The sequence below is a fragment of the Paenibacillus sp. WG02 genome, from assembly GCF_055396115.1.
Map to the genome: position 1 here is coordinate 1,107,855 of NZ_AP036016.1, position 26,228 is coordinate 1,134,082.

Sequence of the window (26,228 nt, forward strand, 5' to 3'; positions counted from 1 at the left end):
TACCAAAGTACATATTATGATTCTTGTTACAGTTGGTTATGCTAGGAGCCGTTGGTCTGATCATGTTGGGGGTGTCGATGGTGTTTAGAATGTAGTTGAGTTTTAACCGGCAAGAGCGGTCAGGCTAGACTGCCGCTGCTTTTATTGAACTCCCTCGGGGAACCAGGTGAGCAGACCAGACGGATCGTCGGGATACGGTGCGACTTCCTCAATTGTTCTGCGCAGGTAAATTAACGCCCATATACGATGCAATTGGTTGTAAGAAGTACTTCAAAACTTATTTGTAATTCAGCCTTTTTGACCAAAGTCATCACTTCAAAACTTTATTTGTAAATTATTATTAAGAATAAAACCAGCAAAGAATTTGGCCAAGGCGTGTCGCCGTCCGAATCGGCACCTCATTCAGATACGTTTTTGCTATAAAGCTTTGTACCTTTTGTTTCGTGTCGGCTTGAATCGGGATACGGAAACCGGGCAACAATTGCAGGATGTATGCCAACGCCTGCTCAGGTGCCATCGTATCCTCCCGCTTTTCTTCGAACACGCGAAAGTCGAATTGATATTGACGGGCATAGAGGAGATTCAACATGTAGACGATATCCAAACGCATGGCTGGCTGTTCCCCGCCCATCAGAAGTTCGATCATGGACGAAGACGGTTCAACAGCCGTCACTTGAGCGGAACGCAGGGCAAAGGGAATGGCAAAAGCTCCCGGGCCGGAACCGATGTCAAGTACCGTGGCGCCCTCAAAACGTACGCCGAGCTGATCCAGCCACCCCATGACTTGCTCTGTCGGTCCTTAACCCGTATTTCCGAGGGCGTTCCCGGCAAAGGATTGAGCACGGGAGTCCCACATGGAGATGGCTTGATCCCCGTGTTGCTTATGCGTTTCTTGCCAGGCTCCATCCCACGAGGAGCAATCCTTAATGTTGACAGTTGTCAAGACACTGAACCTACGGACTCATCCAATTTCCCTGACTCCCGGCGTCGCCGATTCATGAATACCAAAGACAATGCAATGACCGTGAGGATAATCCCAAGCACTTGAAATCCCTCGAAGCTGAACTTATTTCCCATTACGATGCCAATCAGCAATGAAGAGAGAATGGTTCCCAGGTATCTTGATGTATTAAATAATCCGGATGCTACACCTATAATTTCTTTTGGAGAACTCTTGAACAAGGCCGCCTGCATACCGACATTGTTCAACCCGTTGCTAATACCGAATGCTGCCAAAGCCAAACATACACTGATTACCGGTGAATTTTGATTCAATGTCACGAGCCACACCGACCCCAATGTCATCAGAATTGCGGACACCAGCAATGCCGGCCTGGGACCTGATTTATCGATCCATCGTCCTGCTATTGGTGAAGTAACTAGCGAGCATAAGCCTAAGCTTAGCATGAGAATCCCTGTTTGGAACTCGCTGACATGGCGTACCATTTGCAAGTAGGACGGAAGCCCGAAAAAGAGCGAGTAAAAAAGTACGTTAACGAGCATGAATTCGACATTAACCCAAGTCATCGCAGGATATTTGGCGAATGTGCGCAAAGGAATAAAGGGAGACTTCGTTTTTAACTCATGTCGTACAAAAGCCCCCAGTGAAACGAGGCTTATCAGCCCGACAATAACGTTACTTAATGAGATTTGCCCAGATGATTTTGCTGAAAGTAAGGAGGTAAGCAGGGCAACCAGACCCACAGTAAATAGCAGGATCCCTGACGCATCAATCAAATCAAACCATTTTCGAAAGGACATGCCCCGTTGGGAGGATGTTGACGGTTCGTCCTTAGGAATATGCCTCCAAGATAATAGAAAGCTCACCACCACGAACGGAATATTGACGAAAAAGATCGCAGACCAGCCCCACCAGTGAATGATGACCCCACCAATAAAGGGTCCAATTGCTGCCGCTCCGGATAGAAATATGGACAAAACAGACAATGCGGTCGCTTGTTTCTCCGTAATATGAATTCGCACAATGGCCATTCCAACTGCAACCATCATGCTTGTTCCAATGGATTGCACAATGCGGAACACGATGAGCCACCCAAAACTTGGTGATAGTGGAGCTAATAAGGATGCAACGAAGGCTACAACAAGCCCGATAAGAAATATCTTCCTGCGACCGAATAAATCGCTGGCTTTTCCCATGACAGGTTGAGCGATAGCACTTGCAATATAGAAAGAAAAAATAATCCAGGAAACTACTGTAAAGTCAAGTTGGAACACATTTTGAAGTCTTGGAATAGCAACTGAGACCATGGAAGAATTTAATGGGTTCAATAGTATCCCAAGGCCAACGGAAATCATCAACCACCTGCTGCGAGCATTCATTTTTGGTCACCCCTCTAAGTGTATTGATGTCATCCTACTTGAAATCGATTATTTATTCCAACGCATTTTATGTTATGATTTCATTGACTTGAAGGAATGAATCGAGGGGATGAAATGGAACTACTACAACTGCAATACTTTCTCGCGGTAGCTCGATTGGAACATGTGACCGAAGCTGCACGAAGTCTGCATGTTACGCAATCTTCACTAAGCAAAACGATTCAACGCCTGGAAGAGGATCTAGGGGTTCCTCTATTCGATCGAACTGGGAGGAAACTGCGATTGAATGAGTTCGGAAGCAGATTCCTTCGCCGTGCGGAAAGGGCTTTGTTTGAATTGGAACAGGGGAAGCAAGAGATTAGCGATTTGTCCAGCCCGGAACATGGCATAATCGAATTGGCGGTGACCAACGCAAGCACGTTGCCAAATATCCTTCGAGAGTTTCGGAAAAAGCATCCCCATATTCAATTTCATGTACAAATGCTGAGCACTCAGGAAATGGTTACGCTTCTTCATAGAGGAGAGGTCGATTTCTGCTTGTCCTCACCTCCCATACAAGGGGATGACATTGAATGTCAAATCGTGTTTATCGACCCCATCCTTGTAGCTGTTCCAAAGGGGCATCGGCTGGCAGACCGAAGCAGCGTAACCTTGACAGAACTTAAGGATGAATGGTTCGTCGGAGTAAAGAGAGGCTACAGTACTCGCGATTTAGTAGATTCCGTATGTAAATCGGCTGGATTTGCACCTAACTATGTGTATGAGGGAAACGAGCCTGCCAGGCTAAGCGCTCTAGTGGAAGCCGAAATTGGCATTGCCTTCATACCAAGCACGGCAATGAATTCACGGGAACATATCCACTATCTCCAAATAGAGGAACACGAATTGGTACGGGAGATTGCTTTATTACGGCACAAAAGTCGGTACATCTCGCGGGCTGCTCTGGAATTCCGTGAGGTCGTTGTCGAATATTTTGGGGCGATATCCAAACAGGAGTAACCCATTCAAGGAATAGTAACAGATCCAATCCTTCGGCAGATACCGAAGGGTTTTTTGTTTTTCTCTATAATGGCATTCCCTCATTTCGTGTTTTTCTAAGTATTGACAATGAAATAAATGGAGTCTATTATTCAATTGAATACTTGAATAAAGACAATTGCGAAATAAGGAGGAGACGACAATGGCATATAAATCGATCATTATTGGAACAGGGCCGTCCGGTTTGACGGCGGCGATTTATTTGGCGAGAGCTAACATGAACCCGCTGGTGATTGAAGGACCGGAGCCGGGCGGGCAGCTGACGACGACGACGGAAGTTGAGAATTTTCCCGGATTTCCAGATGGAATCATGGGTCCGGAACTGATGGACAACATGCGCAAGCAGGCGGAACGCTTCGGCGCCGAGTTTCGCACAGGTTGGGTAAACGAACTCGATTTGTCGCAAAGACCGTTTAAGCTGAAGGCGGAAGGCGTTGGAGAGCTGATGGCGGAGACGTTGATCATTTCCACCGGGGCATCGGCCAGATTGCTTGGTATTCCGCGCGAGAAGGAAAACATCGGCCGCGGTGTAAGCACCTGTGCAACATGCGACGGTTTCTTCTACCGCGGCAAGAAAATCATCGTTGTCGGCGGCGGCGACTCTGCCATAGAAGAAGCGAATTTCCTGACGCGCTTCGCCTCAGAAGTTCAAGTTGTACATCGCCGTAGCGAGTTGCGCGCCTCGAAAATCATGCAGGATCGCGCCCGCAGCAATAGTAAAATTACATGGAGCTTGGACAAGACGCCGCTTGAGGTCGTCTCCGATAACAAAGGAGTGACCGGGCTAAAGGTGAAAGATATTGCGTCCGGTGCTGAAGAAGTCATCGAAACTGACGGTATTTTCGTAGCGATTGGCCATACACCGAACACCGGTTTTTTGAATGACCAACTGGAGATAGACGAACTTGGGTACATCGTTGTGACTGCTGGAAGTTCCGAAACGAATATTCCCGGCGTATTCGCCTGCGGGGACGTGCAGGACCACAAGTATCGCCAAGCCATAACGGCTGCAGGCAGCGGTTGTATGGCTGCAATCGACTGCGAGAAGTTCCTGGAGCATGAGGCGGTACATGAAAAGATCCAATCCATGTAACGGTACTAACGATCTATCTTATGACAAAGAAAAGGAGTGACTTTATCCATGCAATGGAAAGAAATCGCGACGTTGGACGAATGGAAAGATGTGTTGGAGCAATCAGTCTGAACGGGGACAAGTTATATTCAAACATAGCACTACATGTCCGGTTAGCGCTAACGCGATGAATGAAATCAAGCAGTACTTAGCGGCTGATCCAAACAGAGATGTTGAATATTTGTTGGTAAAAGTCATTGAATCCCGCCCTATTTCCAATCAGATTGCCGAAGATCTGGGAGTTAAGCACGAATCACCACAAATCATTTATGTGGAAAATAAAGAGAAATACTGGACGACATCCCATTGGGCGATTACGAACGAGCATATGACAGCGGTGTTAAAGTTTTGAAGCAGTTAGGTGTTCACTCTTCTGGGTGAACGCTTTTTTTAACATAATAGAAAGTATAAGTTTCGAGGTAGAGCTTAAGGGTATCCCCTTTCTAAGGTGGCCATTCAAAAACTTCTGCAATTGTGCAAAGTCGGCTGTCGATTCATTGTGGACAAACGCTAACGAACTCAGAAAACGTTATGAAGCCCAAAAGCGGGCTTTTGATAGTCTAACGAATCGAGAAAACGCTATTGCAGGAAAGACAGCCCCAAATCACGCTTTTTCGCTAACGTAACGAGGCTGCGATTCGTTAGCCATTCGAGTATGCGCATGATGAGGACAATTGCGTGTGCACGGTTCGTTAGCTCTGCGACAGCTTCCAAAATCGGTCTGCAGAGAAAAGAAGATGATCATGGAGCGGATATGGGCGGTTGGAGCCCTATATCCAATTCCCTCCCCAAGCTCAAACATATGGATTAGCACACAAAGGACCTGAGGCAGAGCCTCAGGTTTTTTTAGCTGGGTGGGGTGGGGGATTAACTGAATGAACGATTCTTTGTCAGGCGGGTATGTAATGTGATGGCCCTCGCGGCGATTGAACTAAACGGGCAGGATAGTGGAATAGATTGTGGTAAACTATTGTTGATAATATCCTTTTGGAATGGGTAGGGGGATATGAGTGATTTGCATGGACAAATTCAAATGGGAACGGTGATAACATGGAGAAGGAAAACACAAAGGATTTAAAGGATTACGCAGGACGAATTCAACAATTGGTTGAAAATTTTCAAAGCAATATACATGAACATTTAAACGAAGATTATGAAAAATCAACAAAATGGTCAGATAAACTTGCCGATAGTGTAGCGGAGTTTGTTGGAAGCTGGAAATTTATTAATATTTTCGTTGTATTTTTGGTAGCGTGGGTTATCTTAAACACATTGGCGATCACTAAGGTTATTCATTTTGATGAACCGCCTTTTATTTTGTTAAATCTTTTATTATCCTTTCTTGCTGGATTCCAAGCTCCAATTATCATGATGAGTCAGAATAGACAGTCAGCAAGAGATAAACAAGAAGCTATAATTGATTTTGCAATCAATTATAAAGCGGAGCAAGAAATTGATGATATGCAGGGTCATCTGCATAGACTTGAGGCAGATTTTGCTGAATTTAGGAATGAAGTGAAAGAAGATTTGACGGAGATTAAAAAGCTTTTACAGGGGAAATAAAAGATCCTAAAAAACCCAAAGAGAACTTTACCTTCATGTAGGAATAAACATAGGAAAGTTCTCTTACATACATTTTCTTTTAAAACATTCATCGATTATAGATGAATATTCTAGTTTTGCCACCTTCCTGACAGTCTAGTCAACTTCATTTCCCGTGGTTCCATTATAATGATGAGTATGTGGATGCATGCCATTTATCGTTGTAAATCCTTCAAAATAGGAATTTGACATAGGTATCCACACAAATGATGAAGTATTTTCTTCAATCCCCAAACGATTTTGGTTCTATACGACTATCAAAAGCAAAGATCGTTTTCATTACTTCATGAATTTCTACATAAGACGTGCACCTGCAAATGTTGGACTCAAGCCATAACTGAACCATTTCCTCGTTTGCATTTGGATGTAAATTCGCCAAACCATGACAGTTCATAATAAACCCGGGAGTGCAGTACCCGCATTGGAACGCCTGCTTTTGAACAAAGGCCTGTTGTACAGGAGAATGTTTCAATCCCTCAATCGTTGTTATATGCTGCCCTTCCGCTTCCACTGCGAGTATGAGGCAGGCTTTCATTGGGAGATCGTTAATCAATATTGTACAAGATCCACAATCGCCATTGTCACAACCGGATTTACTCCCCGTTAAACCGAGACCTTCTCGAAGTACATGCAGCAATGTATCTGCACCTCGTGCCTGTATTGTCTTTCTTTCTCCGTTAATTTGAAATTTCACTGGATACATACTTGATTCCTGTAGTGTCATACTTTACCTCCCTTCCAACTTTTTTACTGTTTCGAATAACGTATTCTTGAGCACAAAAGTTCGATAATCGGCAGAGCCTTCCGTATTATTTAAAACGGGAGCCGGAAGGTTCCAGATGATCTGATCAATTCTTTCTGCTAAGGACAATCTTGAGTTGTTTACTATTTGTTCGATTTCAATAGATCGAAAAGGGAATGCGCAAACGCCGCTAAATGCTATACGAATCTGTTTTTCCTTTTTTAACGCAGCCACGGAAACGAGAGGATAGCCTACGTTGCCGATTTGCCTTTTTTTTAAATGAATATATGGCAAAGTTAAATATTCACGATCTGTGATCGTTTGTAATAGAAATTCATTCTTCTCCAATCTCATCCGTTGTGAGAATACATGATGTATATTAGTCACTTTAAACCCTTCTGGTCCTGCTATAACCATACGGCTATCTGCCAACAACAGCGGGAGTACAGCCTCCCGATAATAGATTTCGCCGCAAATGTTCCCTCCGAGCGTAATTTTATTCCGGGCAGTTTGATCCGCGACTCCTTGGGCGGCTTCGCTCAGTAACGGGAACAGATTCGATGCGGATAAACTCGATAACGAGACGCAAGATCCGATAACAAGACTATCTTTTTGTAATTCAATAACGTTGCTCTCCGGAATGGCCTTCAAATCGACAACTGCTCTTGGATGAATGAAGTTTCTACGGGCAAATGTAATAACTTCTGTTCCACCGGAATAATACAGAGGATTTTTCCCCTGTGTTTGCAGATACTGAAATAATTCCACGGCCTTCTGAACTGAAGCAGGTTTATAATACTCAAAGTCAAAAGGAATCATGGATCGTCCTCCAGATCACTTCGGGCGTTAGAGGTAATTGATTAAGTCCTACACCGATGGCAGTCGACAAGCTGTTCGCCAATGCGGCAGGCATTCCAATCACACCATGTTCGCCTATTCCACGCAATCCGTAAGGCGCTTCTAAATGAGGAGTCTCGACAAAATCAACGAAGTACTTCGGCTGCTCCCCATAGCGAATCAACTTGTATGTCCGTAGTTGCGGATTTAATATGGCCCCGCTATCATTACTAAGAAATACTTCCCGACTGGCTAGACTCAGGCCTATGCTCATACCGCCAGTGATTTGGCTCCGGGCGAATTCTGGATTGATTACCTTACCAGCGTCGATGACAGTTGCCGCATTCATGATTTTATAAGTATACTCTCTCGTGTCCAATTCTACTTCAACTGCCTGAGCGCCTACCGTCCACTCGGGACCGGGGTTTCCTTTACCAGTTTCCGGATCCAGCAACGTTAAATTTCGCATGGCGTAACTCCCGCGTCCGATTACCTGTCCACCTATCGTGTGGCCATCAGGGAATTTATATCCATTGGCGATTTTTTCAACGTCTAACCCGATGTCGGAACCATTTTTGAAGAATACTCTTCCCTTACCAACATCCAACTCGTCCGGAGAGCATTCTAGTACTTGAGATGCTATATCTTTTAGCTGTATGATGGCATCCTCAGCTGCCGCAAGAACAGCATTGCCAACCAAAAATGTGCTTCTGCTCGCCACGGTTTTCCAATGTTGGGGATCAATTTCGGTATTCACATCCATGGAAATGTGTATCATCCGATCATCCATGCTTAACCGTTCGGACAAAATTTGAGTAAGCGCGGTCCTCGTACCTTGACCGATTTCCACGGCTCCACAAAGCAGATTGACACTTCCGTCGGGATTAAACATAATAATAGCCCCAGCACCTGCATCTGTCGGTGTACTTGAATTTTTCCAGAAGCAGCTCACTCCTTTCGCCTTGATGAAGTGACCTTCATGCTTTATTATGGGCGAGTTATCCCAGTGAATTAAAGATTTCAATTTTGCAATGCACATGGGCAAATTGCCCAAGTTGCTTCTGTTCAGAATGGTTTGTGTCGGCGTGGTATCCCCTATTCCGATAGCGTTTATGAAACGAAGCTCCAAAGGATCCATATCCAATCGTTCCGCCAATACATCCATGCTTCTTTCCATCGCAAATGTTAACTCCGGATGACCGAATCCACGAAATGACGTAGCGTATGGATGGTTTGTATACATACATAAAGAGTCGCATTGAACATTATCAATTCGATAAGGCCCCGTACAATCGGTAGCTCCCGCGCGACTCATCACTGCTCCCCGATCCGAATAGGCTCCACTGTCATACAAATATAGAATTTCTGCCGCCTTGAGTTTCCCTTCGTTTGTACAACCAAGTCTAATTTTAGCGTCTAGTCCAATATGAACGGGTGAAGAAATCATATCCTGTTCTCTGGAATTAACGAGTTTAACGGTTTTTCCTCCAACGGCACTGGAAGCCAAATAGGCGAGAAATTCCAACTGAATGGCGGCTTTTCCACCGAACGATCCTCCGACCAAAGGTGTATGAACGATAACTTTTTGAAGAGGAATGTGAAAAGAATGACTGATTGATCTTCGAATGACATAGGGGGATTGTGAAGCGGAAGAGATAATCACTTTTCCATCAGGCCCAATTTCCGCTGTACAGCACCGTGTTTCCACAGCGGCATGGTCTGACTGCGGTAAGGTAACGTGAACATCAATGATATGATCACTATTTTCCCAACCTTCCTTCATATTCCCTTTGCGTATTTTGGTTCGATTTGCAATGTTAGTTCCAGGCTCCGGGTAGACCTCTTCGTGGCGTTTGTAAGTGGCAAGATGCTCATGAAGGAGAGGAGCACCTTGTTGATAGGCTTCCATTGGGGAGAGGAGGACAGGTAATAGCTCATAATCCACTTTGATTAGCAGTGCTGCCATCTCAGCCGCGTGTTCTTGTTCCGCAACGACGATTGCAACTGGTTCACCATAATATCTGACTTTATCAATGGCAAGGGGAGGGCGGTCTTCTAAAGGTGAACCCGTTAGAATTGGATGATCTTTACCTATAAAGACTGCTTTCACACCTGGAACTTTCCTGGCCTCCGACGAATCAATGGATATGATTTTTGCATGGGCGTGAGGACTGACCGCTAATTTGGCGTGTAGTAATCCAATTTTCAAGAAGTCATCCGTATATTGGGCTGTTCCGGTTACCTTTTCCCAAGATTCCTTCCTCATCGTGCTTTTTCCAATTGATCTTTCGTCCATAGTCCCCTCCTCCAACTAATGATTATTTCGCATTTTCTCCTATAGTCCATATATATTACTGATCTATGATCCATATTAATCCAGCCATAAATAAAAGACCTTATCAATCCTGTTGCTAATCCTGTTCACTCTACTTGTGTTTCAAAAAAAGAAATAAGCCAGATATTCCTTGTGTAAGGAATATCTGGCCTTTAACGGGAGCTTTTCGTTAAACTTATCTTTTGGAAATCTTGAATAATCTGGTTAGCATTATTATACAAAGCAAGAGGGTACTGATATTTCTCTAGAGTGAAAGGTGTTTTGATATTAAGGACAGGAGTACTAAAAGTGAGGTTGGAATTGGTTAGGTTATCGAGATGTGAATTCCATTCTTTCACATATAAGGCAATCGTATATAAATGATCTGCCCAAATCTGTTGATCCTCCGCCCTCCAGTGCTTACTTTCGGACCATTCAGTAAATATCCGGATCATATCTGAGAGATTGGCAAAGCCTAGCCGGAGTTGTTGCAAATGCTGAGTTTGTCGCTTAAGAGTATCACGTTTTTCTGAAGCGAAAAGATGATAACTTAGACTTTGATTCGCCTTATCCATTTCAGTCGTGGCTTGATGCAGTTCTTGGAATAACTGTTGAATTTCTTTTTCCATGTCCCGTGATTCCATCGAGGAGCAACCGGCTTCAACCCATTGAGCAGTCTTGAAAAAATATGTAGTTAAATGGTCCGCAAATTTACTCATAAGGTTTTTAGCTTTCTTAACGGAATCGGGTGGGAATAATAATATTTGGATGAGTAAAGCAACTGCAGCTCCGATAACGGTATCACGAATGCGATCAAAAGGATAAGTAGGCATTTGACTTTGAAAGTACATCACTAACAGAATGCTAAGAGTAACTTGACTCATAACGACATTATCCAACTTCAATAACTTGACGAAAACCGATCCCAAAAGGATCATAAGTCCAATACTCCAGCCAGTTAACCCTAAAAAAGATACGAATGAGGAAGTTAGTGCAACGCCGAGAATCGTACCCAAAATGCGCTGCCAAGCAAATTGAATGGATTTGCTAACTGTTATCTGAATGCATAGTATCACTGTAAGCGGAGCCAGATATGGATGCTTCGATCCTGCCCATTTAGCTAACTCCCATGAGAGTGCAGCAGCTAGCGGGGTTTTCCATATCAATCCTGTATCTTGTATAAAAGACTTTATTCGAAGGTTCATTCAAATTGTATCCTTCTTCTTATTTGCTTTTACTTATTTTGTTGGTTTTCCGGTGCCCGAATTATTGTGCCCCATGGCTTCAAAACTTATTATCTCCAGACGGTCGTCACTGACGTTTCTTCCGCATTGTTAGTTTTGAGTTTACATTCAAAGTAATCTCCCACCGTTTACCTCCTCAAGTCCTTAGTATTTGCCCAAGAGCTATAATGCGAAGATGAATACCATATGATATCCCTTCGTAGGAGTTGATATCGTGGCCTGCTTTCCAGATGTCGTAATTATTGTTCGATCTAAAAAAAATTTTGCGAATATCGGCAGATTCCGGATTATCGGAAGTGCAAAACCTTGCCAGAGATTTATTAAAGTAGGTGCCCCAGTCAAAGATGCTGTATTATGTTTGCTCCAACATGGATTTACGATTGTTGAGCAAGGAAATGTCGGTGTATTTTTTCGGAATCGATGATATAACCTCCTCATGTTCTTCAGTATTTAATATGATTCATCGCGTTTTCTTTGCTCATAGTTGCCTTTGTAAAATTCTTCAAATGCCTAATCCAAAAGAGTCTACCGATATCAAAAGTTTTGAAGTAATTAAGCGTTCACTCTACTTGGTGAACGCTTTTTTCTGGGCCTTTATAGAAATACTCATCACCATGGTTTATGATAGATATGAATATTCATGATAAAAACTAATATGCGGGTGAGGGTATAATGATTCTTTATGACTACATTGTTAATCTCTCCATATTTTCACTCTTAGTTAGTACGCCCTTAGTTATCCGTTCTTTCATTAATCATCAGCCACTTAAGCAAATGCACATCTGGGCAGGCGTATATGCCGGGCTTGTTTCCGTAATCCTAGTTATTTTGTCGGTTAAGCAACAAGGTTATTCTTATGACATCAGATATGCCCCCGTAATTCTGGTTTTTGCCTATCTTGGACCGGTATCTGGATTAATTACAGGTTTATTTTCCCTGATGACTAGACTATTTTCAAGCGGCAATTGGGTTCCTGCCATCATTGGGTGGACATTAATCATGAGTGTTTTCTCTGTCTTACATGTATATTGTTCACGATTCACACCTCTTAAAAAAATCGCGACTTTTTTTGGAACATATATTGTTCTCTATTTAATTACGGTATTTTCATTTCATATTTTAGTAAACCGGCCACTCTTTCACATTCAGTATTTATTGTTTGTAATGTTAGGAGTAATCTTTGGGGGCTTACTCATTGAATCCAATGAGAGGCTTCGTAGAATCATTACAGAAAAAAACCTTATGGAGAAGACACTAGAAGCAAGTGAATCGAAATACCGGCTAATCGCTGAGAATACGTCCGACCTGATCATGGTGATGGATAAGGATCATTCGGCTAGTTACTTTTCACCTTCTCACGAGCTCGTTTTGGGATATAAAGGCTTTGAATTGGAAGGTATTGAATTATGTATGCTGATACATCCAGACGATGTGTGGAGTTTTAAGAGTACGATAAAGAAGATGTTCGAAGATAAGGAATCCCACTCGATGGAGATCCGATTCAAACATAAAGAAGGCAGTTGGATCGAATTAGAGTCCCGCCTTCGGTCAGTTAAGGGAGAAGAAGGTACGATCAAGCATATCGTCATTATCAGCCGGGATATCTCCGAACGCAAAAAAGCGGAAGAAATTCTTTTGCAATCTGAGAAGCTGTCCGTTGTCGGGGAGACTGGCCGCAGGAGTGGCACACGAAATTCGAAATCCCCTCACAACCATAAAAGGATTTCTTCAGGTTTACAAAAGGGAGAATCATTTGATAAAGTTTAGTGATTTGCTCCTCAGTGAACTTGAACGCATTGAAACCATTACTAGTGAACTTCTTTCTTTGGCAAAGCCTCAAGCTGTTCAGCTTGCCCGCACGGATATACAGGAATTGATTGAATATACGCTCGAATTTCTGTCTCCTCAGACCCTGCTGAACAATATTGAATTTAAACGTAATTATGAAGAATCCAAATTCCCCATTACATGCGAAAAAAATCAATTAAAGCAAGTGTTTCTGAATATTTTAAAGAATGCCATAGAGTCAATGCCAAGTGGCGGGGAGATCGACATCAGTTTGAGAAAAGAATCAGATGATGTATGTATGATTTCTATAAAAGATCAAGGTTGCGGGATCCCTGAGGAACTGCTGCCTCGATTGGGTCAGCCTTTTTATAGTTTGAAAGAAAAGGGAACAGGACTCGGTCTCATGATCTGTCATAGGATTATTAAACAACACCAAGGCAATATTACGTATAAGAGCAGGGTTAATGAAGGGACCTTGATAGAGATCAGGCTGCCCATGACAAAATGATGATTGATATCGAAGACAATAGTTTAATAAGCATCAGGAGAAGGCTGCCGACAGTAAATTGATCGGCAGCCTTTTCAGCTACCGGCAGGTTTCACTTTTTCTACCATCATTGAGATTCGCTCCTTGCTTCCGGGTTTTAATCCGACTTTTTAAGACTTTTCCCCTGTATTATTGTCCTCCACTCCTGTTTTCCGGCTAGCCGATTTCCGATAAGCTAATACATGTAAACACTTTCTTTATCGAGAGAGGCTAGATATAGAGATCGGACAGGAGGGAAGCGGGATGGAACTGGTGACCGCCAAGATCACCGATACAAAAGAGCCGCCGTTACATAGGCAGATAAGGAGGATTTGGAAATACAAGCTGCTCTATGTTCTGCTGGTTCCCGCATTAGCATGGGTTTTCATTTTTGATTATCTCCCACTTTACGGGATAACTATTGCCTTCATGGATTACAACGCTATCCAGGGTTTCTCTGGAAGCCAGTGGGTCGGATTCAAATATTTCCGGATGCTGTTCGAATCGGAGATGTTCCTGAATGCCTTCAAGAATACGCTGCTTATTAGCTTGTATAAAATGATCAGCGGTTTTCTTTGCCCCATTTTGTTAGCGCTTGCACTTAATGAAATACGCGTGGTATGGTTCAAAAAGTCGCTCCAAACAGCCGTCTACTTGCCGAGGTTTGTATCTTGGGTCGTCTATGGAGGGATCATCACGCTGCTCCTTTCGCCGGAAACTGGGGTCATTAACAAGATCATAGCGTTTTTTGGCGGCGATCCGGCCTATCTGCTCGTCGAACCCGCTTACTTCCGGACCATTCTGGTCGTCACGGATGCGATGAAGGAGATGGGATGGGCGGCCATCATCTATATGGCTGCGATCGCTGGGCTGAACCCAGAGGTATATGAAGCCGCCATTGTGGATGGAGCAACGCGTTTTCAGCGAATTGTGCACGTAACTTTACCGGGAATTACCGGGACCATTATCGTCATCTTCATCCTGAGAGTCGGATATATCATGAGCGCAGGGCTGGATCAGGTCATCAACTTGTACAATCCGATGGTCTTTGAAGTCGGAGATATTCTGGATACGTACATTTACCGTGTAGGCATCGAGCAATTTAATTTGAGCCTTGCTGCCGCAGCGGACGTGATCAAGGGTTTTATTGGACTAGTGATGATGCTGGTTGCCAATCAAATTGCCAAGCGGATCAATGATTCCGGTATTTTCTGACAAAGGGGAAGAATGCGATGAAGCTAACGAAAGGCGAGAGTGCCTTTGTCACTACGAACTATTTGGTTCTGACGGTAATGACGATTATTATTGTAATTCCTTTTTGGTACGTGATTTCGGTTTCCGTGACACCGTATCATATTTTCAGCGAGAAGAACGGCCTGATTTTGTTTCCGAGCTCGCTCAGTTTTGAGTACTATACGTATTTGTTAAAAGAAGGCTCGCTGATCTTCACAGCCTACGGCAATACGATCCGCAACACAGCGGGGGGCGTTCTGCTCGCCTTGTTTCTGACAACAACAGCCGCCTACGCACTTGCAGAGAAAAAACTGCCCGGCAGGCGAATCTTCATGCTCATCTTCGTATTCACCATGCTGTTCAAAGGCGGGATGATTCCTACCTATATCACCATTAAGCAGTTAGGTTTGTTAAACACGAACTATGTGCTTATTCTGGTCATGGCCTACAGCGCTTTCAATATGATTATTATGAAATCGTTCTTCGAAAGCATTCCCGAGAGCCTGCGTGAATCGGCTTCCATTGACGGCGCCTCGGAGTTCAGAATCCTGTGGCAGATTGTGCTGCCGCTATCCAAACCGGTTATCGCAACGATCGGACTCTTGTACTTGGTCGTTTATTGGAATGATTTCTTCAACGCCATGCTCTATGTGACGGATTGGCACAAAGCGCCTGTGCAGCTTATCCTCCGCACCATCATTGCCAGTTCCAGCCTTCCGCCGGAGCTGCTTGAAGCGGCAGGCTCTACGCCTCCGCCGACGATCGGCATCCAGATGGCAGCGATTGTGATCGTGGCCCTGCCGATGCTCATTATTTACCCTTTTATTCAAAAGCATTTCGAGCAGGGGATGTTGATCGGATCTGTTAAAGGCTAGTTAATTTGTTTGTCGGCTTCATTCCCATTGGGGCAAAAATAAAATATAATTCAAGGAGGTCGATTTGTCATGTCAAATCAATTGAAAGTTTGGTCGTACAGCGCACTTGCTGCCCTATTAGCCGGAACCGTAACCCTCGCAGGCTGCAGTAAAACGGGTGATCCGTCACCGACTACTCCAGCGTCTTCCGCAAATACGGCATCGGCGGCACCGAAAGTAGAGGAGCCTTATGAACTAAAATGGCTGAAGGCCCAAGATATATCCAAGCCTTATGATCCTTCGAAGGATGCCGTGAAGCAAGCCGTAGAGAAAAAGCTGAATATCAAAATCACGCCGGAGATGGTGGACGTTCAGCAGTATAAAACGAAGCTTAATCTCAAAATGTCCAGCGGGGATATTCCCGATGTCGTACGTATTGATTTCGCTGACGATTTCCAAAAGTATGCTCAGCAAGGCGCTTTCGTCGATCTGACGAGTCTCATTAATGAGAAAGATACACCGAATATCCTCAAGGAAGTGCCCAAGGAGGTATTCGAACAAGCGAAAGTAAACGGTAAAATTTATGGTATTCCTTATCAAGGAGGACCAGGGGCGGGCTATCGCTGGAATGTGGTGCTGCGCAAGGACTACGTGGAGGGAATGGGCGCTCAAGTCCCAAAAACACTGGATGAGTACTACAATTTGCTCAAAAAAGTAAAAGCAGAGAAACCGGATGTCATCCCGCTCGGCGGCTATACGGCACAGATTGGTCAGCAGAAATATGCGAACAATTCATTTGATCATATTTTTGGCGCATTTGGCATAACACCGGGTTATTTCACGGAGAAAGACGGTAAATTCAGCAATTATGATATTGATCCGAAAATGAAAGAGGCCCTGCAGTATTTGCAAAAAATGTACGCAGAGGGACTTATCGATAAAGAGTTCGCCACGATCAAGGAAGAGCAGCTGCGTGCGAAGCTTTACAGCGGAAAACTGTTCTCCTGGATGGGCTGGTGGTCCACACCGAATGATTATGACACGCAAGTGGAAACTAACGAGCTTAAGAAAAGCGGTAAATTGGCTTCTGACGGCAAGTTACCAGATCAGTCCAATGTACCGTTCAAATACTTGTCTTTGAACAGCTCGCTTGTCGGTCCAGATGGCAAAGCGGTAGCTCCAGCAGGCGCTCCATTCGGCCAAATGAACGCGATCAGCGCGAAGACGAAAGATCCGAAAAAGGTGCTGGCCATCATTGAGAATTCCTTGTCGCTTGAGAATCAAATGCTCACTGTATGGGGTATTGAAGGGGAAGATTACAAGATCGACAATGGGAAGATGAAGGTAGTTACCGATCTGATCGATCCTAAGACGCAGCAGGATAAGAATGGGAACTTCCGGGGTATTCAAAGCTACCTGTTTGCTCCTGGCTTGAAAGGCTGGCCACGTTATCTGGAATCACTGCCACTGCGCCATTCGCAGGCGTTGGATGTTGCCATTAACAATAAATTCCAGATTACAGATGCTTCCAATTACTTGGATTCTCCGACGAAAATCACCAAGCTCGTGGAGCTGAACACCCTGCGCGATTCTGTCTTTACACAAATTATTATGGGCGCAGACATCAAGAAATTCGATGAATTCGCAGAGAAATGGAAATCACAAGGCGGCACTCAGATTCTTACCGAGCTGGAAGCTTCCTTCAAAAAGAAATCAGGTAAATAAGTTTTGGAGAGCCCCTCGTTCGGCACCTGCTGATGAGGGGGCTTTTGCCATCATACCGGAGAAGGAGGGTGTCATTCATGGCGATTCGCTTCAAGAAACGCAGCGGTCATTCAGGGTTATTGTCTCGGCTCAGTCTTCCCATTTTCGTGTTGATTGTGACCTTCATCGCCCTATTTGCCACGGCGGCCAGTTACATCCTCATCCGGGTACAGAACGACCATACACTGAAGATGGCAGAGCAATCAACCAAATTTGTTTACCGTAATATGGAATATCAGCTTAACACAATGAACAATGTAGCTGCTTTCCTGATGAGTAATCAATCGATTGAAAATCTGCTCATGAGCACGTATCAGATGCCCTTCGAGGCTGTTAGTGATTTCTATACGTTGGAAGCAAATTTGCAAAATCTCTCTCTATTGTCTCTTCTAAATGACTTCGGATCAGGCAATGTTGTACAGCAATCGTATGTCGTTTCTGTCGCGCTAGAACCGGGCAGCGGACTTTACGCCATGGCTACGGAACATTTTTCCCCGATAACGGGGATTTATAAGAATAATGATTTGCAGAATCAAAAGTGGTTTCAAAGCCTGAACCGCGGGGAACGACAGATCGTATGGTGGAGCCAGAAGTCAGATGCAGATACGGCTATGATCTATTCAGCGCGTAAAAAAACGAGCCTCAAAGACGGTCGAAGCGTAGGTATGGTCATCGTAGGCGCAGATACGGGCAGCATTAGAGGAATCTTCAACAATGCGCGGCTTGATGAAGGCTTTCATTTGCTTCTGGATGAATCGGACCGGGTCATTTACAGTGAACGCTATAATTTTCTCGATGACGCGAGTGAGCTTCAATATGTCCGTGCACTTGCTGATGCCAAGGGTTCGATCATTACGAAGATCGACGGTGAGAATCATCGGGTTATGTTTGAGACCTTGGATAACGGGTGGAAGCTGCTTGCGGTAGTTCCAGAGAGCCATTTCAGCCGGTACACCTTTGCCATATCGGCATTTGGCGCTGCGACAGCAGCGGCGGCCTTACTCATTGCAGGCTTCTGGCTCCGAAGAATTGTCGTGCGGGTCACTGTTCCCATCACCAAGCTGGTTACCGCGATCCAACGTCCGGAAGTGGTGGAGTTTAAAGAAGCGCTTCCTTATCTAAACACGGGGATCTATGAAGTCGATGAGCTGAACCAGAAGTTCGCGTCTATGCTCGTCACCATTCATAGTCTGATCGAGAAATCTTTTACCGAAGAGATTGAACGCCGCCAGCTTCAATTGGAGCTGTTGCATGCTCAGATTAATCCCCATTTCTTATATAACACCTTGGATTTGATTAACTGCCGAGCCATTATGACAGGAGATCGGGAGACGAGTCAGATCGTTCGTTCCCTTGCCAACGTATTTCGTTACGGTCTGAATCGGGGTCAAACCTGGATTTCACTGGAAGAAGAGATGAAGCAGGTCGAGGCCTATCTCCATATTCAAAAGATGATGATGAATGATTTGCACGTGGATATACAAATACCGGGCGATCTATTATCGGCAACGATCGTGCATCTTATTTTGCAGCCGCTCGCGGAAAACGCTATCATTCACGGGTTTGCAGATCGCAAGTCCGGCTGCCGGATCGCTATTTCTGCTAGATTGGAGCGGGAGGGACTTGTACTCCGTGTCGAAGACAACGGTCGTGGCTGTGATGCGGATAAGATGAATCGTATGCTTAGGCAGCCGCCTGTGCTAGATACTAATGAATCGAATGAAGCAGGAAGCGGCTATGGCACATTGAATGTTCACCGGAGAATACAACTGCATGACGGGGAGGGGTATGGTTTGCGTTATGTGGAAGTGGGCGAGGGTACGGGTACCAGCGTCGAAGTCGTTATGCCTTATCGCCCGGAGCGGCCGGCAGCCAGAAAGGATGCTGCGCATGTTTAAGCTGCTGATTGCGGAAGATGTGAAAATTGTTCGTGAAACTTTGGTGAACGCTATCAATTGGCAGGCATTAGGTATCGTTCTGCTTGGGGCCGTTGAGAATGGGGAAGAGGTACTAGACTGGCTAGAGCACGAGGAACCGGACCTTCTCCTGACCGATATTGGGATGCCAAAGATGAATGGATTAGAGTTGATAGAAGCCGTAAAATCTCGTAAACCGGATATCCGCTGTATCATTTTATCAGGGCTGAATGAATTTGAGCATGCTCGGCAGGCGATTAAGCTTCAAGTGCTGGATTATGTACTGAAACCGATCGACCCTGAGGCAATTGAAAAAGTGCTTGTGAATGCAGTAGAAGTACTGTCCAAAGAACGGGAAGAGCGTCACGCATTGACGATCGCGGAACAAGCCGTCAAGGAAAAACTTCCGAATTTGACGGAAGCGCTGCCTCATGTGGAATGGACCGGAAGCTTGAAAAAGAAGAAGCTGGTTGAGCAGGCGATGCAGGTTGTGAAGGAAGGATACACGCGCAAGGAACTGACGCTGTCAGATGTAGCGGCTGCAGTCGGATTAAGTGATAAATATTTGAATTTACTGTTTAAAGAAGTAACCGGAGTGACGATCAACCACGCCATTATTCGTCTCCGTATGGAGGAGGCGGCGCGATTGCTGAAGGATCCTACCATAAAAATATACGAAATCTGCGATAGGATTGGATATACCGATCAGGATCATTTCCGGGAGAGCTTCAAGAAGCAGTACGGATTGACACCGACTGAGTATCGCAACAAGTTTCTGTAGCAGGAGGGAAGGCTCCTTTGAGTAGTCGGTCTTTTCTTCGTACCAAACAAATGGCGGTTGCCTCCGTGGCATGTATACAAGCATACCTTATGTACCGTACGTATAATTATACGGTAGTGAAAAATTACAGAAGGGAATGAGTATACATGAGCGTAGGTTATGGTGAAGGTTATGGTACTGGGCGCAACGTAGCATTTATTTTGGTTCTTTTTATTCTTTTGGTTATCATCACAACAGCATTTGTAATTTAATATTCCTTAAAAGAAAAGACGGAAGCCAGCAATGGCCGCCGTCTTTTTTTGTTTAGTAGATAGGAAAGTATAAGTTTTATACTTTTGCTTCGCATCTACCTTGACAAACGCGCTCGTCCCTGAAGGACGACGGAGTCGTTTATCCTTGCTTAACATTTACTTACTTATTGAATTAAAAGAAAAACGGGAACCCGAAAAACGGAAAGGCAAATAAAAAAGCCAGTGCTGCAAATGGAAAGAAGAATCTTTCAAAACCGAAACCAGGAAAAAAAGCGGATGTTTTTACTTGCTTGGCTTTTTTGCCGGACTGTTTTTTGCCGGCCGGATTTTTGTTCAAACCGTATATGCCAACTTCACCCGGTTCTCCCCTATAGCCGTTAATAATCAATTGATTACCATCAATACCCTCAATAGTCCCGTAATAATGCGTTCCATCATGCAAAACTGCACAAATTGGACTTCCTAGGTAAGGCCTACAATTTGCCTCACAAATCGGAAATATTCTCTCCACCTGCCTTCATACCTCCTTTAAGATAAAATCTAGTTTTATCATATGTCTGTAGTTATTAGGTGATTGGATATATGACCTTTCAAGCCTTTTCAATACTGCCCAATTTGGCAGCCATTTCACTCTCAAGTTCATTTGCCACCCCGTGACAAACGTCCAATCAAGCACGATGTACCGAACGTATAGATATAACGTAGTGAAGAAAAATCACCGAGAGGAATGAGTAAACATGAGCGCAGAATATGGTCATGGACGTAACGTAGCATTTATCTTGGTTCTTTTTATTCTTTTAGTCATCATCACAACCGCTTTCGTAATTTAATATTCAATTTAATATTCCTTAATCCAATACCGAGAATATCGAGAAAAATCGAGAAAATAAAAACGGGCCTTTCGCGAAATGATGCGATAGGTCCGTTTTTTCACATTGTTCAACGAAAGGAAACCGATTCTGTGAGGATGAGATAATGAGCTTATAGGAACTGTATCACCTAATCAAGCATATGCTAGCATCATACCATCATATAAGTTGGGTGAGCGACTGAATGCTAATGGAAAACATTGAAAAAGAAATGAAATTTGGGCGACCAGAGGCAATTGGGAATATTGGAACCATATGGCCACCTGGAATAACGGGTCTCCAAATTAACAACCAAAGCTTTTATCCAGGAACGCAATTCTTTGGCCCTATTCTCAGCCATTCTTATGCACCCTATCCTATGATCACACCAATGTATCTGGGATTTCCTTACGGCTATGTTTTTGGGTACCCCATAATTCAGTATAGACCAGGTTTTGCTGAATCCGACAAGCCTAGTTTACATCTAACTACGAACTGGTTATGACGGATGCCCGTATTCAATCGCGCCCAGGATTCGCGAAGTTGTACTTCGTGCAACAATTTGCTTGATTTTTTCTATGAAAGCTCCAGATGTTGTACGCTGTACAACAATTTATCCTATTTCCGTGTCATAGAGCTACTTTTGGCTAGAAATGTTGTATTTTTTACAACAATCGCGGGGAAAACATGGATTTTCCTGTCTAAAGTTGTAGAAAATACAACATTACACGGACTAGCAAACAAATGTTTAAACATATACGTAATTTGAGCTGCATCAACCTATACAAAACGACGAAGGATGGCGTAAGCTGTCTTTTTCTTGTTTATTTGCCTAAAAGTTTGAAAACATTGCTTCAATAATGACTCATCTTTAAAAGAGCATAGTCCAAACCTAACAAATCAACATAAGATGACAAGAAGTATGATTTCATTTAAAAGGATGAGTGAGCTGGGAATGAAAACTTTACAGCAGCGTAAAAAAAGGTACGGACGCGTCAAAGCCGGGCAAAAAGCCACCCCTGCATCGTTGCCCTCAATCTCTTCGCAAGTTAGAGAGAACTTAGGAACACCAGTATGTGTAGTGCTCAAGAACGGTTCTATGTATTACGGAGTTCTAGACCAAATACATGGCGACCAAGTTATTCTTCAAGGCTTCAAGGCAAATCGGAAACTCCCCCGAAATAAAGCCAAAGCCAAAGCACAAATATCGAGTTTAGGAGGTCTGGGAAGCTTACTTGGCGGAGGCGGATTAGGAAGCATGCTTGGCCTTCTTGGTGGCGGGGGGAAAGGTGGCCTTGGCGGATTACTGGGTGGTCTTGGTAAAGGTGGTGCTGCAGCAGGTACTGGTGGGGGTGGAGGTCTCTTTGGTAACATAGGCAGTTTTTTTAAAATGGGCATGGGTGTCATTTCTTTTATCATGCCATTGATGAAAAATTTTTCAATCTGAGTGAGTAGACTTCTGCAGGCAAGATATTACCTTAGAAACTAAAAAAAGACAAAAATCGCTAAGCCTTGATGGTGCGCGGTTTTTGTCTTTTTGTGCGGGAACGGGGGAGAATCCCTACTTCTTCCCCTTTCCCTGCAATTCGTCCAAATATTCGTCCAAACGATCGAAGCGCTCTTCCCACATGCGGCGGTAAGATTCCAGCCAGTTGTTCATTTCTTTGAAGGGCTGGGCCCGAAGCTTATAAATGCGCCGATTGGCACTGGGCTGTACTTCAACAAACCCCGCGTCGCTTAGGACGCGGAGATGTTTGGAAACTTGTGGCTGCTGGAGGCTGAGGCGCTCGGCGATTTCCCCTACGGTGAGGGGACCGCTGCGCAGGAGTTCGACGATGTACAATCGGTTGGGCTCTGCTAGTGCGCTCCAGGGTGTTGTGTTCAAGCCCATGTTCATGCGCTCCTTCCTTCAACACAAACCGTTCAAGGGAGTTCTTGTGAAGTTCGGTTTATGCCGCTAAGCGGGGTGGCTGGTTTAGTGATGCAGCTCTTTGTTTCTTATGATAACACACATAAGACCCGCCGATAATAACAAATCCGAGGATAAAAAACGCCAAGCCGCCGACAGGATCACCTACCGCGATACTTGAATACATTGCACCTACAAGGTCAAATGCAAGCCCGCGTACGCCCATTCCTTCAATCTAGGAAAGCCGGGAATCAGTATCGCTGCAAGACCTAATAATTTGGCCACGCCCAGAAAGGGCAGGAGGTAAGAGGGATAGCCTAAATGAGCAAATAAGGTAACCGCATCTGATGCATAGAGGATATCCGGGATAGCACCAAGGCCCATCAAGGCGATCAACAATCCTGTAAAAATCCAATACATAATTTTCGTTTTTTTCATAAAGTTAGTACTCCCTTCGAATGATAAATTTGATTTGATTTTGGTTTCTTACATAGTGGACAGTTGTTCTGCGAGACGATCCATTGTTGATTTGGCGCCTTCGACGGCACCATATTCCATGACCGCTTTCTCTAGATCAGCGGCGGATTTGAAGCGCGCCGTCATCGTGAGCTCTGTCGTTGTATTAGCTTGCTCCGCAAACGTGACCGTCACATGAAATGGTTCCTCATCATCGCCCCCGCCATGGGCGTATACGAGTCGCTCAGGGGTCACGATCTCATGGTAGACAATTTTATTGTCATAATCGACGCCGTCCGGACCATGCATAACATAACGCCATACTCCGCCGGGTCTCACATCGATTTCTTGAACCGTTGTCGTAAAGCCTTTGGGTCCCCACCATTTCGGCAAATGCTCCGGATCTGTCCAAGCCTTGAAAACCAGTTCCCGCGGCGCATGAAAGACTCGGGTGACACGGAGATCTTGACCAACAATGGATGTGAGCGTGTTGTTCGTTTCTTGAGCGTTGTTCATATAATCCTCCTCCAAATTGTTTTTCTTCTTTGTGTATTGAATATACCACAATGGGAATATTCCTGTAAAGGAATATTTAAAGATTTTTTAAAATTGCAGAAATACATAAAGACGGTATCTCAATTCTCAAACAGATAAAAAGGATTTATTCTTATAACTTCTTCAGCGGAAGAAATTACCTAAATATGGTATTATAGTTTCGGTGATATCCTTAAATTGAGAGTGGGGATGAAAGTGGGACAGAATAGCGAAATTTCGGTTAACTTGAAAGGGCCGTCTATTGTTTTGCTTGTTGCTAATCTACAGGATTCAATTAATTTTTACAAAAGAATTGGCTTCACCGAAGAAAATATTGGTGGTCATATGCATATGAACCATGGGGCTGTGACATTTATACTACACGAGGCAAAACAGATAAGAGATGTTCGACCCAATTCGTCCGTTGAGGGGGGACTATATTTCGATGCCTTCTGCTATACGAGCCCAGTGGGATTGAAACATTTATATGAAGAATTCCGATCTAAGGGTGTGGAAATTGTCAATGGACCTCATTGGTCCGAAGGTTGGAGTGAAATGACCATCCGAGATAATAATGGTTATTGCATCGCTTTCGGTGGATAAAGACGATCTGGACTTCAACTAACGAAAAACGATAAAAAAAGAAAAGCTTTTTCGAGGAATTTCAAATGATTTCGCCCGCTGGAGTTCCGCTTTGATATGGACGGCGATCAGCCCCTATTAATGTGTAAAAGGATTGATTTTCGTTGTTCTCAATGCGATTTTCACTCATGTATGACAACTCACCCCCCTATTGTAGTTGTAACATAAAACGACATATAGCAATTTCGTTATCTTGCTGTTTCATTCTAGAACGCGTACAAAAGCTGATTCTCGGGGTTATACTGTATGAAAACGAAGGGGGGCTTACAGCATGCCTGAGAATCTATCACAAAGATTAGCCGATCTGGATTGGAATTTCATCCAGCAATCGCTGGACGAGCACGGTTATGCCAAACTACCTGGCCTGTTAAGCCATACGGAATGTAAGGAGATCATAAGCACTTACGAGGAAGAAGGTAACTTTCGTGCGACCATAGACATGGCCCGTTACCGCTTTGGGATCGGGGAGTACAAGTATTACAACGCTCCTCTTCCATTTATGCTTCAACAGCTGCGCGAAGGATTGTATCCGGAACTTGCCATAACAGCTAATCGCTGGCTAGAACAAGTAGGTCACAATGCTACTTATCCGGCAACATTAGCGGAATTCCTCGATCAATGCCATCTAGAGGGGCAGACTCGTTCAACCCCATTGATCCTTAAATATGAAGCGGGGGGATACAATTGTCTGCATCAGGATTTGTATGGGAAAGTATTCTTTCCTTTTCAGGTCGTATTCGCTCTTAATCAAAGAGAAGAAGATTTCACAGGCGGGGAGTTACTGTTGGTGGAGCAGCGTCCGAGGGCGCAAAGCAGAGGCCATGTCATCACGTTGAAACAAGGAGAAGGCTTAATTTTTCCAACTAATCATCGTCCGGTTTTGGGAACGCGCGGCTACTATAGAACGACTCTTCGACACGGTGTAAGTACTGTTACAACAGGTACAAGATACAGTTTGGGTATTATTTTTCACGATGCGAAGTAATGAACACAGATCGAAATTGGTAAAATATAAGAAAGGGGGCTGGCCCAAGAATTTGATGAATACATTAGAGGGTCAGCTTCTTCATTTTGCATCTAGCTACCAAAGAGGTAGACTTCCACTAAAGTAGGACCTCCCTTATTGGCGGAAGTCCTCATTGATTCGTGTAACCATCTTCAAGATAGATACCCCTCAAGAACCATATTGGCTCAAATCGAAAATACCCTCAACATTAACTCCACTAGTTTTAGCATTAATGATCGCCGTTCTTAGGTTATCATCTGTAAAGGAAAAATAATCGAAGTATAAGTTGTATTTGGCATTGTTCACAACATCAATGAGCGGTTGAATCGGATTATCTACCGGTGCAAAATAAACTTCAACTGAAAGCTGCCGGTTGATGTATTAATCGTTACTTTTTGCTGAGCGGGCGTAGATGGGGATGCAGTTTTGGTGAATTAAATGGTTTTACAATAAACAAGAAATTCACCTTCT

The 26,228-nt window shown here is 44.2% G+C and carries 24 protein-coding genes and 2 pseudogenes; 16 read left to right on the top strand and 10 right to left on the bottom strand.

Features of this window, described 5'->3' with window-relative positions:
* Positions 1-340: 340 nt before the first annotated feature.
* Together ACBP55_RS05330 and ACBP55_RS05335 are read right to left on the bottom strand one after the other, a co-directional pair.
* Positions 341-781, bottom strand: a complete 441-nt coding sequence (locus ACBP55_RS05330) for a class I SAM-dependent methyltransferase (protein WP_464650288.1) — start codon at positions 779-781, stop codon at positions 341-343.
* 158 nt (positions 782-939) lie between these two features.
* Entirely contained in the window at positions 940-2,340 is a 1,401-nt protein-coding gene (locus ACBP55_RS05335) for an MFS transporter (RefSeq protein ID WP_464650290.1), read from the bottom strand.
* A gap of 114 nt (positions 2,341-2,454) precedes the next feature.
* On the opposite strand from ACBP55_RS05335, the gene ACBP55_RS05340 reads away from it, so the two are divergent.
* The 4 genes and pseudogenes from ACBP55_RS05340 to ACBP55_RS05355 all read left to right on the top strand — a co-directional run bounded on the left by ACBP55_RS05340 (position 2,455) and on the right by ACBP55_RS05355 (position 6,073).
* Positions 2,455-3,339, top strand: a complete 885-nt coding sequence (locus ACBP55_RS05340) for a LysR family transcriptional regulator (protein ID WP_464650292.1) — start codon at positions 2,455-2,457, stop codon at positions 3,337-3,339.
* 181 nt (positions 3,340-3,520) lie between these two features.
* The gene (gene trxB / locus ACBP55_RS05345; protein ID WP_464650294.1) at positions 3,521-4,471 is read left to right on the top strand and encodes a thioredoxin-disulfide reductase; all 951 of its coding nucleotides are present in this window, start codon (positions 3,521-3,523) and stop codon (positions 4,469-4,471) included.
* 48 nt (positions 4,472-4,519) lie between these two features.
* Positions 4,520-4,862: pseudogene (ytxJ, locus tag ACBP55_RS05350) on the top strand (bacillithiol system redox-active protein YtxJ).
* Between the two features lie 698 nt (positions 4,863-5,560).
* Positions 5,561-6,073: a DUF1003 domain-containing protein gene (locus ACBP55_RS05355; RefSeq protein ID WP_464650295.1), complete on the top strand. Its 513-nt coding sequence runs from the start codon at positions 5,561-5,563 to the stop codon at positions 6,071-6,073.
* Positions 6,074-6,335: 262 nt separating this feature from the next.
* Here ACBP55_RS05355 and ACBP55_RS05360 read toward each other — a convergent pair whose 3' ends face one another.
* The 4 genes from ACBP55_RS05360 to ACBP55_RS05375 all read right to left on the bottom strand — a co-directional run bounded on the left by ACBP55_RS05360 (position 6,336) and on the right by ACBP55_RS05375 (position 11,210).
* Complete coding sequence (locus ACBP55_RS05360; protein WP_464650297.1) at positions 6,336-6,836, bottom strand: (2Fe-2S)-binding protein; 501 nt, start codon at positions 6,834-6,836, stop codon at positions 6,336-6,338.
* 3 nt (positions 6,837-6,839) lie between these two features.
* The gene (locus tag ACBP55_RS05365; protein WP_464650299.1) at positions 6,840-7,673 is read right to left on the bottom strand and encodes an FAD binding domain-containing protein; all 834 of its coding nucleotides are present in this window, start codon (positions 7,671-7,673) and stop codon (positions 6,840-6,842) included.
* Positions 7,660-9,987, bottom strand: coding sequence for a xanthine dehydrogenase family protein molybdopterin-binding subunit (locus ACBP55_RS05370; RefSeq protein WP_464650301.1), 2,328 nt, complete (start codon positions 9,985-9,987; stop codon positions 7,660-7,662). Before ACBP55_RS05370 ends, ACBP55_RS05365 begins: the two co-directional genes overlap by 14 nt.
* A 191-nt stretch (positions 9,988-10,178) precedes the next feature.
* The gene (locus ACBP55_RS05375; RefSeq protein WP_464650302.1) at positions 10,179-11,210 is read right to left on the bottom strand and encodes an FUSC family protein; all 1,032 of its coding nucleotides are present in this window, start codon (positions 11,208-11,210) and stop codon (positions 10,179-10,181) included.
* An 813-nt stretch (positions 11,211-12,023) separates the two neighbouring features.
* Between ACBP55_RS05375 and ACBP55_RS05380 the strand changes: the two are divergent.
* From ACBP55_RS05380 to ACBP55_RS05415, 8 genes and pseudogenes are all read left to right on the top strand, one after another.
* Positions 12,024-12,299, top strand: a pseudogene (locus tag ACBP55_RS05380) (LytS/YhcK type 5TM receptor domain-containing protein); the annotation flags it as partial.
* Positions 12,300-12,491: 192 nt separating this feature from the next.
* Entirely contained in the window at positions 12,492-13,016 is a 525-nt protein-coding gene (locus ACBP55_RS05385) for a PAS domain S-box protein (RefSeq protein ID WP_464653237.1), read from the top strand.
* Complete coding sequence (locus tag ACBP55_RS05390) at positions 12,931-13,545, top strand: ATP-binding protein (protein ID WP_464650304.1); 615 nt, start codon at positions 12,931-12,933, stop codon at positions 13,543-13,545. Before ACBP55_RS05385 ends, ACBP55_RS05390 begins: the two co-directional genes overlap by 86 nt.
* A 282-nt stretch (positions 13,546-13,827) precedes the next feature.
* A complete protein-coding gene (locus ACBP55_RS05395) occupies positions 13,828-14,778 on the top strand; it encodes an ABC transporter permease (RefSeq protein ID WP_464650306.1) in 951 nt (316 codons plus the stop codon).
* Between the two features lie 17 nt (positions 14,779-14,795).
* The gene (locus ACBP55_RS05400) at positions 14,796-15,671 is read left to right on the top strand and encodes a carbohydrate ABC transporter permease (protein WP_029197466.1); all 876 of its coding nucleotides are present in this window, start codon (positions 14,796-14,798) and stop codon (positions 15,669-15,671) included.
* 69 nt (positions 15,672-15,740) lie between these two features.
* A complete protein-coding gene (locus ACBP55_RS05405; RefSeq protein ID WP_464650308.1) occupies positions 15,741-17,375 on the top strand; it encodes an extracellular solute-binding protein in 1,635 nt (544 codons plus the stop codon).
* A gap of 77 nt (positions 17,376-17,452) precedes the next feature.
* Positions 17,453-19,312, top strand: coding sequence for a sensor histidine kinase (locus ACBP55_RS05410; protein WP_464650310.1), 1,860 nt, complete (start codon positions 17,453-17,455; stop codon positions 19,310-19,312).
* Entirely contained in the window at positions 19,305-20,111 is an 807-nt protein-coding gene (locus ACBP55_RS05415) for a response regulator transcription factor (RefSeq protein ID WP_029197469.1), read from the top strand. Before ACBP55_RS05410 ends, ACBP55_RS05415 begins: the two co-directional genes overlap by 8 nt.
* A gap of 423 nt (positions 20,112-20,534) precedes the next feature.
* Here ACBP55_RS05415 and ACBP55_RS05420 read toward each other — a convergent pair whose 3' ends face one another.
* On the bottom strand, positions 20,535-20,873 hold the full coding sequence (locus tag ACBP55_RS05420) for a hypothetical protein (protein ID WP_464650313.1): 339 nt from the start codon (positions 20,871-20,873) through the stop codon (positions 20,535-20,537).
* 226 nt (positions 20,874-21,099) lie between these two features.
* On the opposite strand from ACBP55_RS05420, the gene ACBP55_RS05425 reads away from it, so the two are divergent.
* Together ACBP55_RS05425 and ACBP55_RS05430 are read left to right on the top strand one after the other, a co-directional pair.
* Entirely contained in the window at positions 21,100-21,192 is a 93-nt protein-coding gene (locus ACBP55_RS05425; protein WP_464650315.1) for a YjcZ family sporulation protein, read from the top strand.
* A 940-nt stretch (positions 21,193-22,132) separates the two neighbouring features.
* Positions 22,133-22,657 (top strand): hypothetical protein, encoded by a 525-nt coding sequence (locus tag ACBP55_RS05430; RefSeq protein ID WP_464650317.1) that lies wholly within the window; start codon positions 22,133-22,135, stop codon positions 22,655-22,657.
* A 114-nt stretch (positions 22,658-22,771) separates the two neighbouring features.
* On the opposite strand, the gene ACBP55_RS05435 is transcribed toward ACBP55_RS05430, so the two are convergent.
* From ACBP55_RS05435 to ACBP55_RS05445, 3 genes are all read right to left on the bottom strand, one after another.
* Positions 22,772-23,101, bottom strand: a complete 330-nt coding sequence (locus ACBP55_RS05435; protein ID WP_464653238.1) for an ArsR/SmtB family transcription factor — start codon at positions 23,099-23,101, stop codon at positions 22,772-22,774.
* A 210-nt stretch (positions 23,102-23,311) separates the two neighbouring features.
* On the bottom strand, positions 23,312-23,557 hold the full coding sequence (locus tag ACBP55_RS05440; RefSeq protein WP_464650319.1) for a DoxX family protein: 246 nt from the start codon (positions 23,555-23,557) through the stop codon (positions 23,312-23,314).
* A 48-nt stretch (positions 23,558-23,605) separates the two neighbouring features.
* Positions 23,606-24,091 carry an SRPBCC family protein gene (locus ACBP55_RS05445; RefSeq protein ID WP_464650321.1) on the bottom strand — a complete coding sequence of 162 codons (486 nt, stop codon included), beginning with the start codon at positions 24,089-24,091 and terminating at the stop codon, positions 23,606-23,608.
* A gap of 228 nt (positions 24,092-24,319) precedes the next feature.
* On the opposite strand from ACBP55_RS05445, the gene ACBP55_RS05450 reads away from it, so the two are divergent.
* Entirely contained in the window at positions 24,320-24,712 is a 393-nt protein-coding gene (locus ACBP55_RS05450) for a VOC family protein (protein ID WP_464650323.1), read from the top strand.
* Between the two features lie 310 nt (positions 24,713-25,022).
* Positions 25,023-25,736, top strand: a complete 714-nt coding sequence (locus tag ACBP55_RS05455; protein ID WP_464650325.1) for a 2OG-Fe(II) oxygenase — start codon at positions 25,023-25,025, stop codon at positions 25,734-25,736.
* The last annotated feature ends 492 nt before the right edge of the window (positions 25,737-26,228 follow it).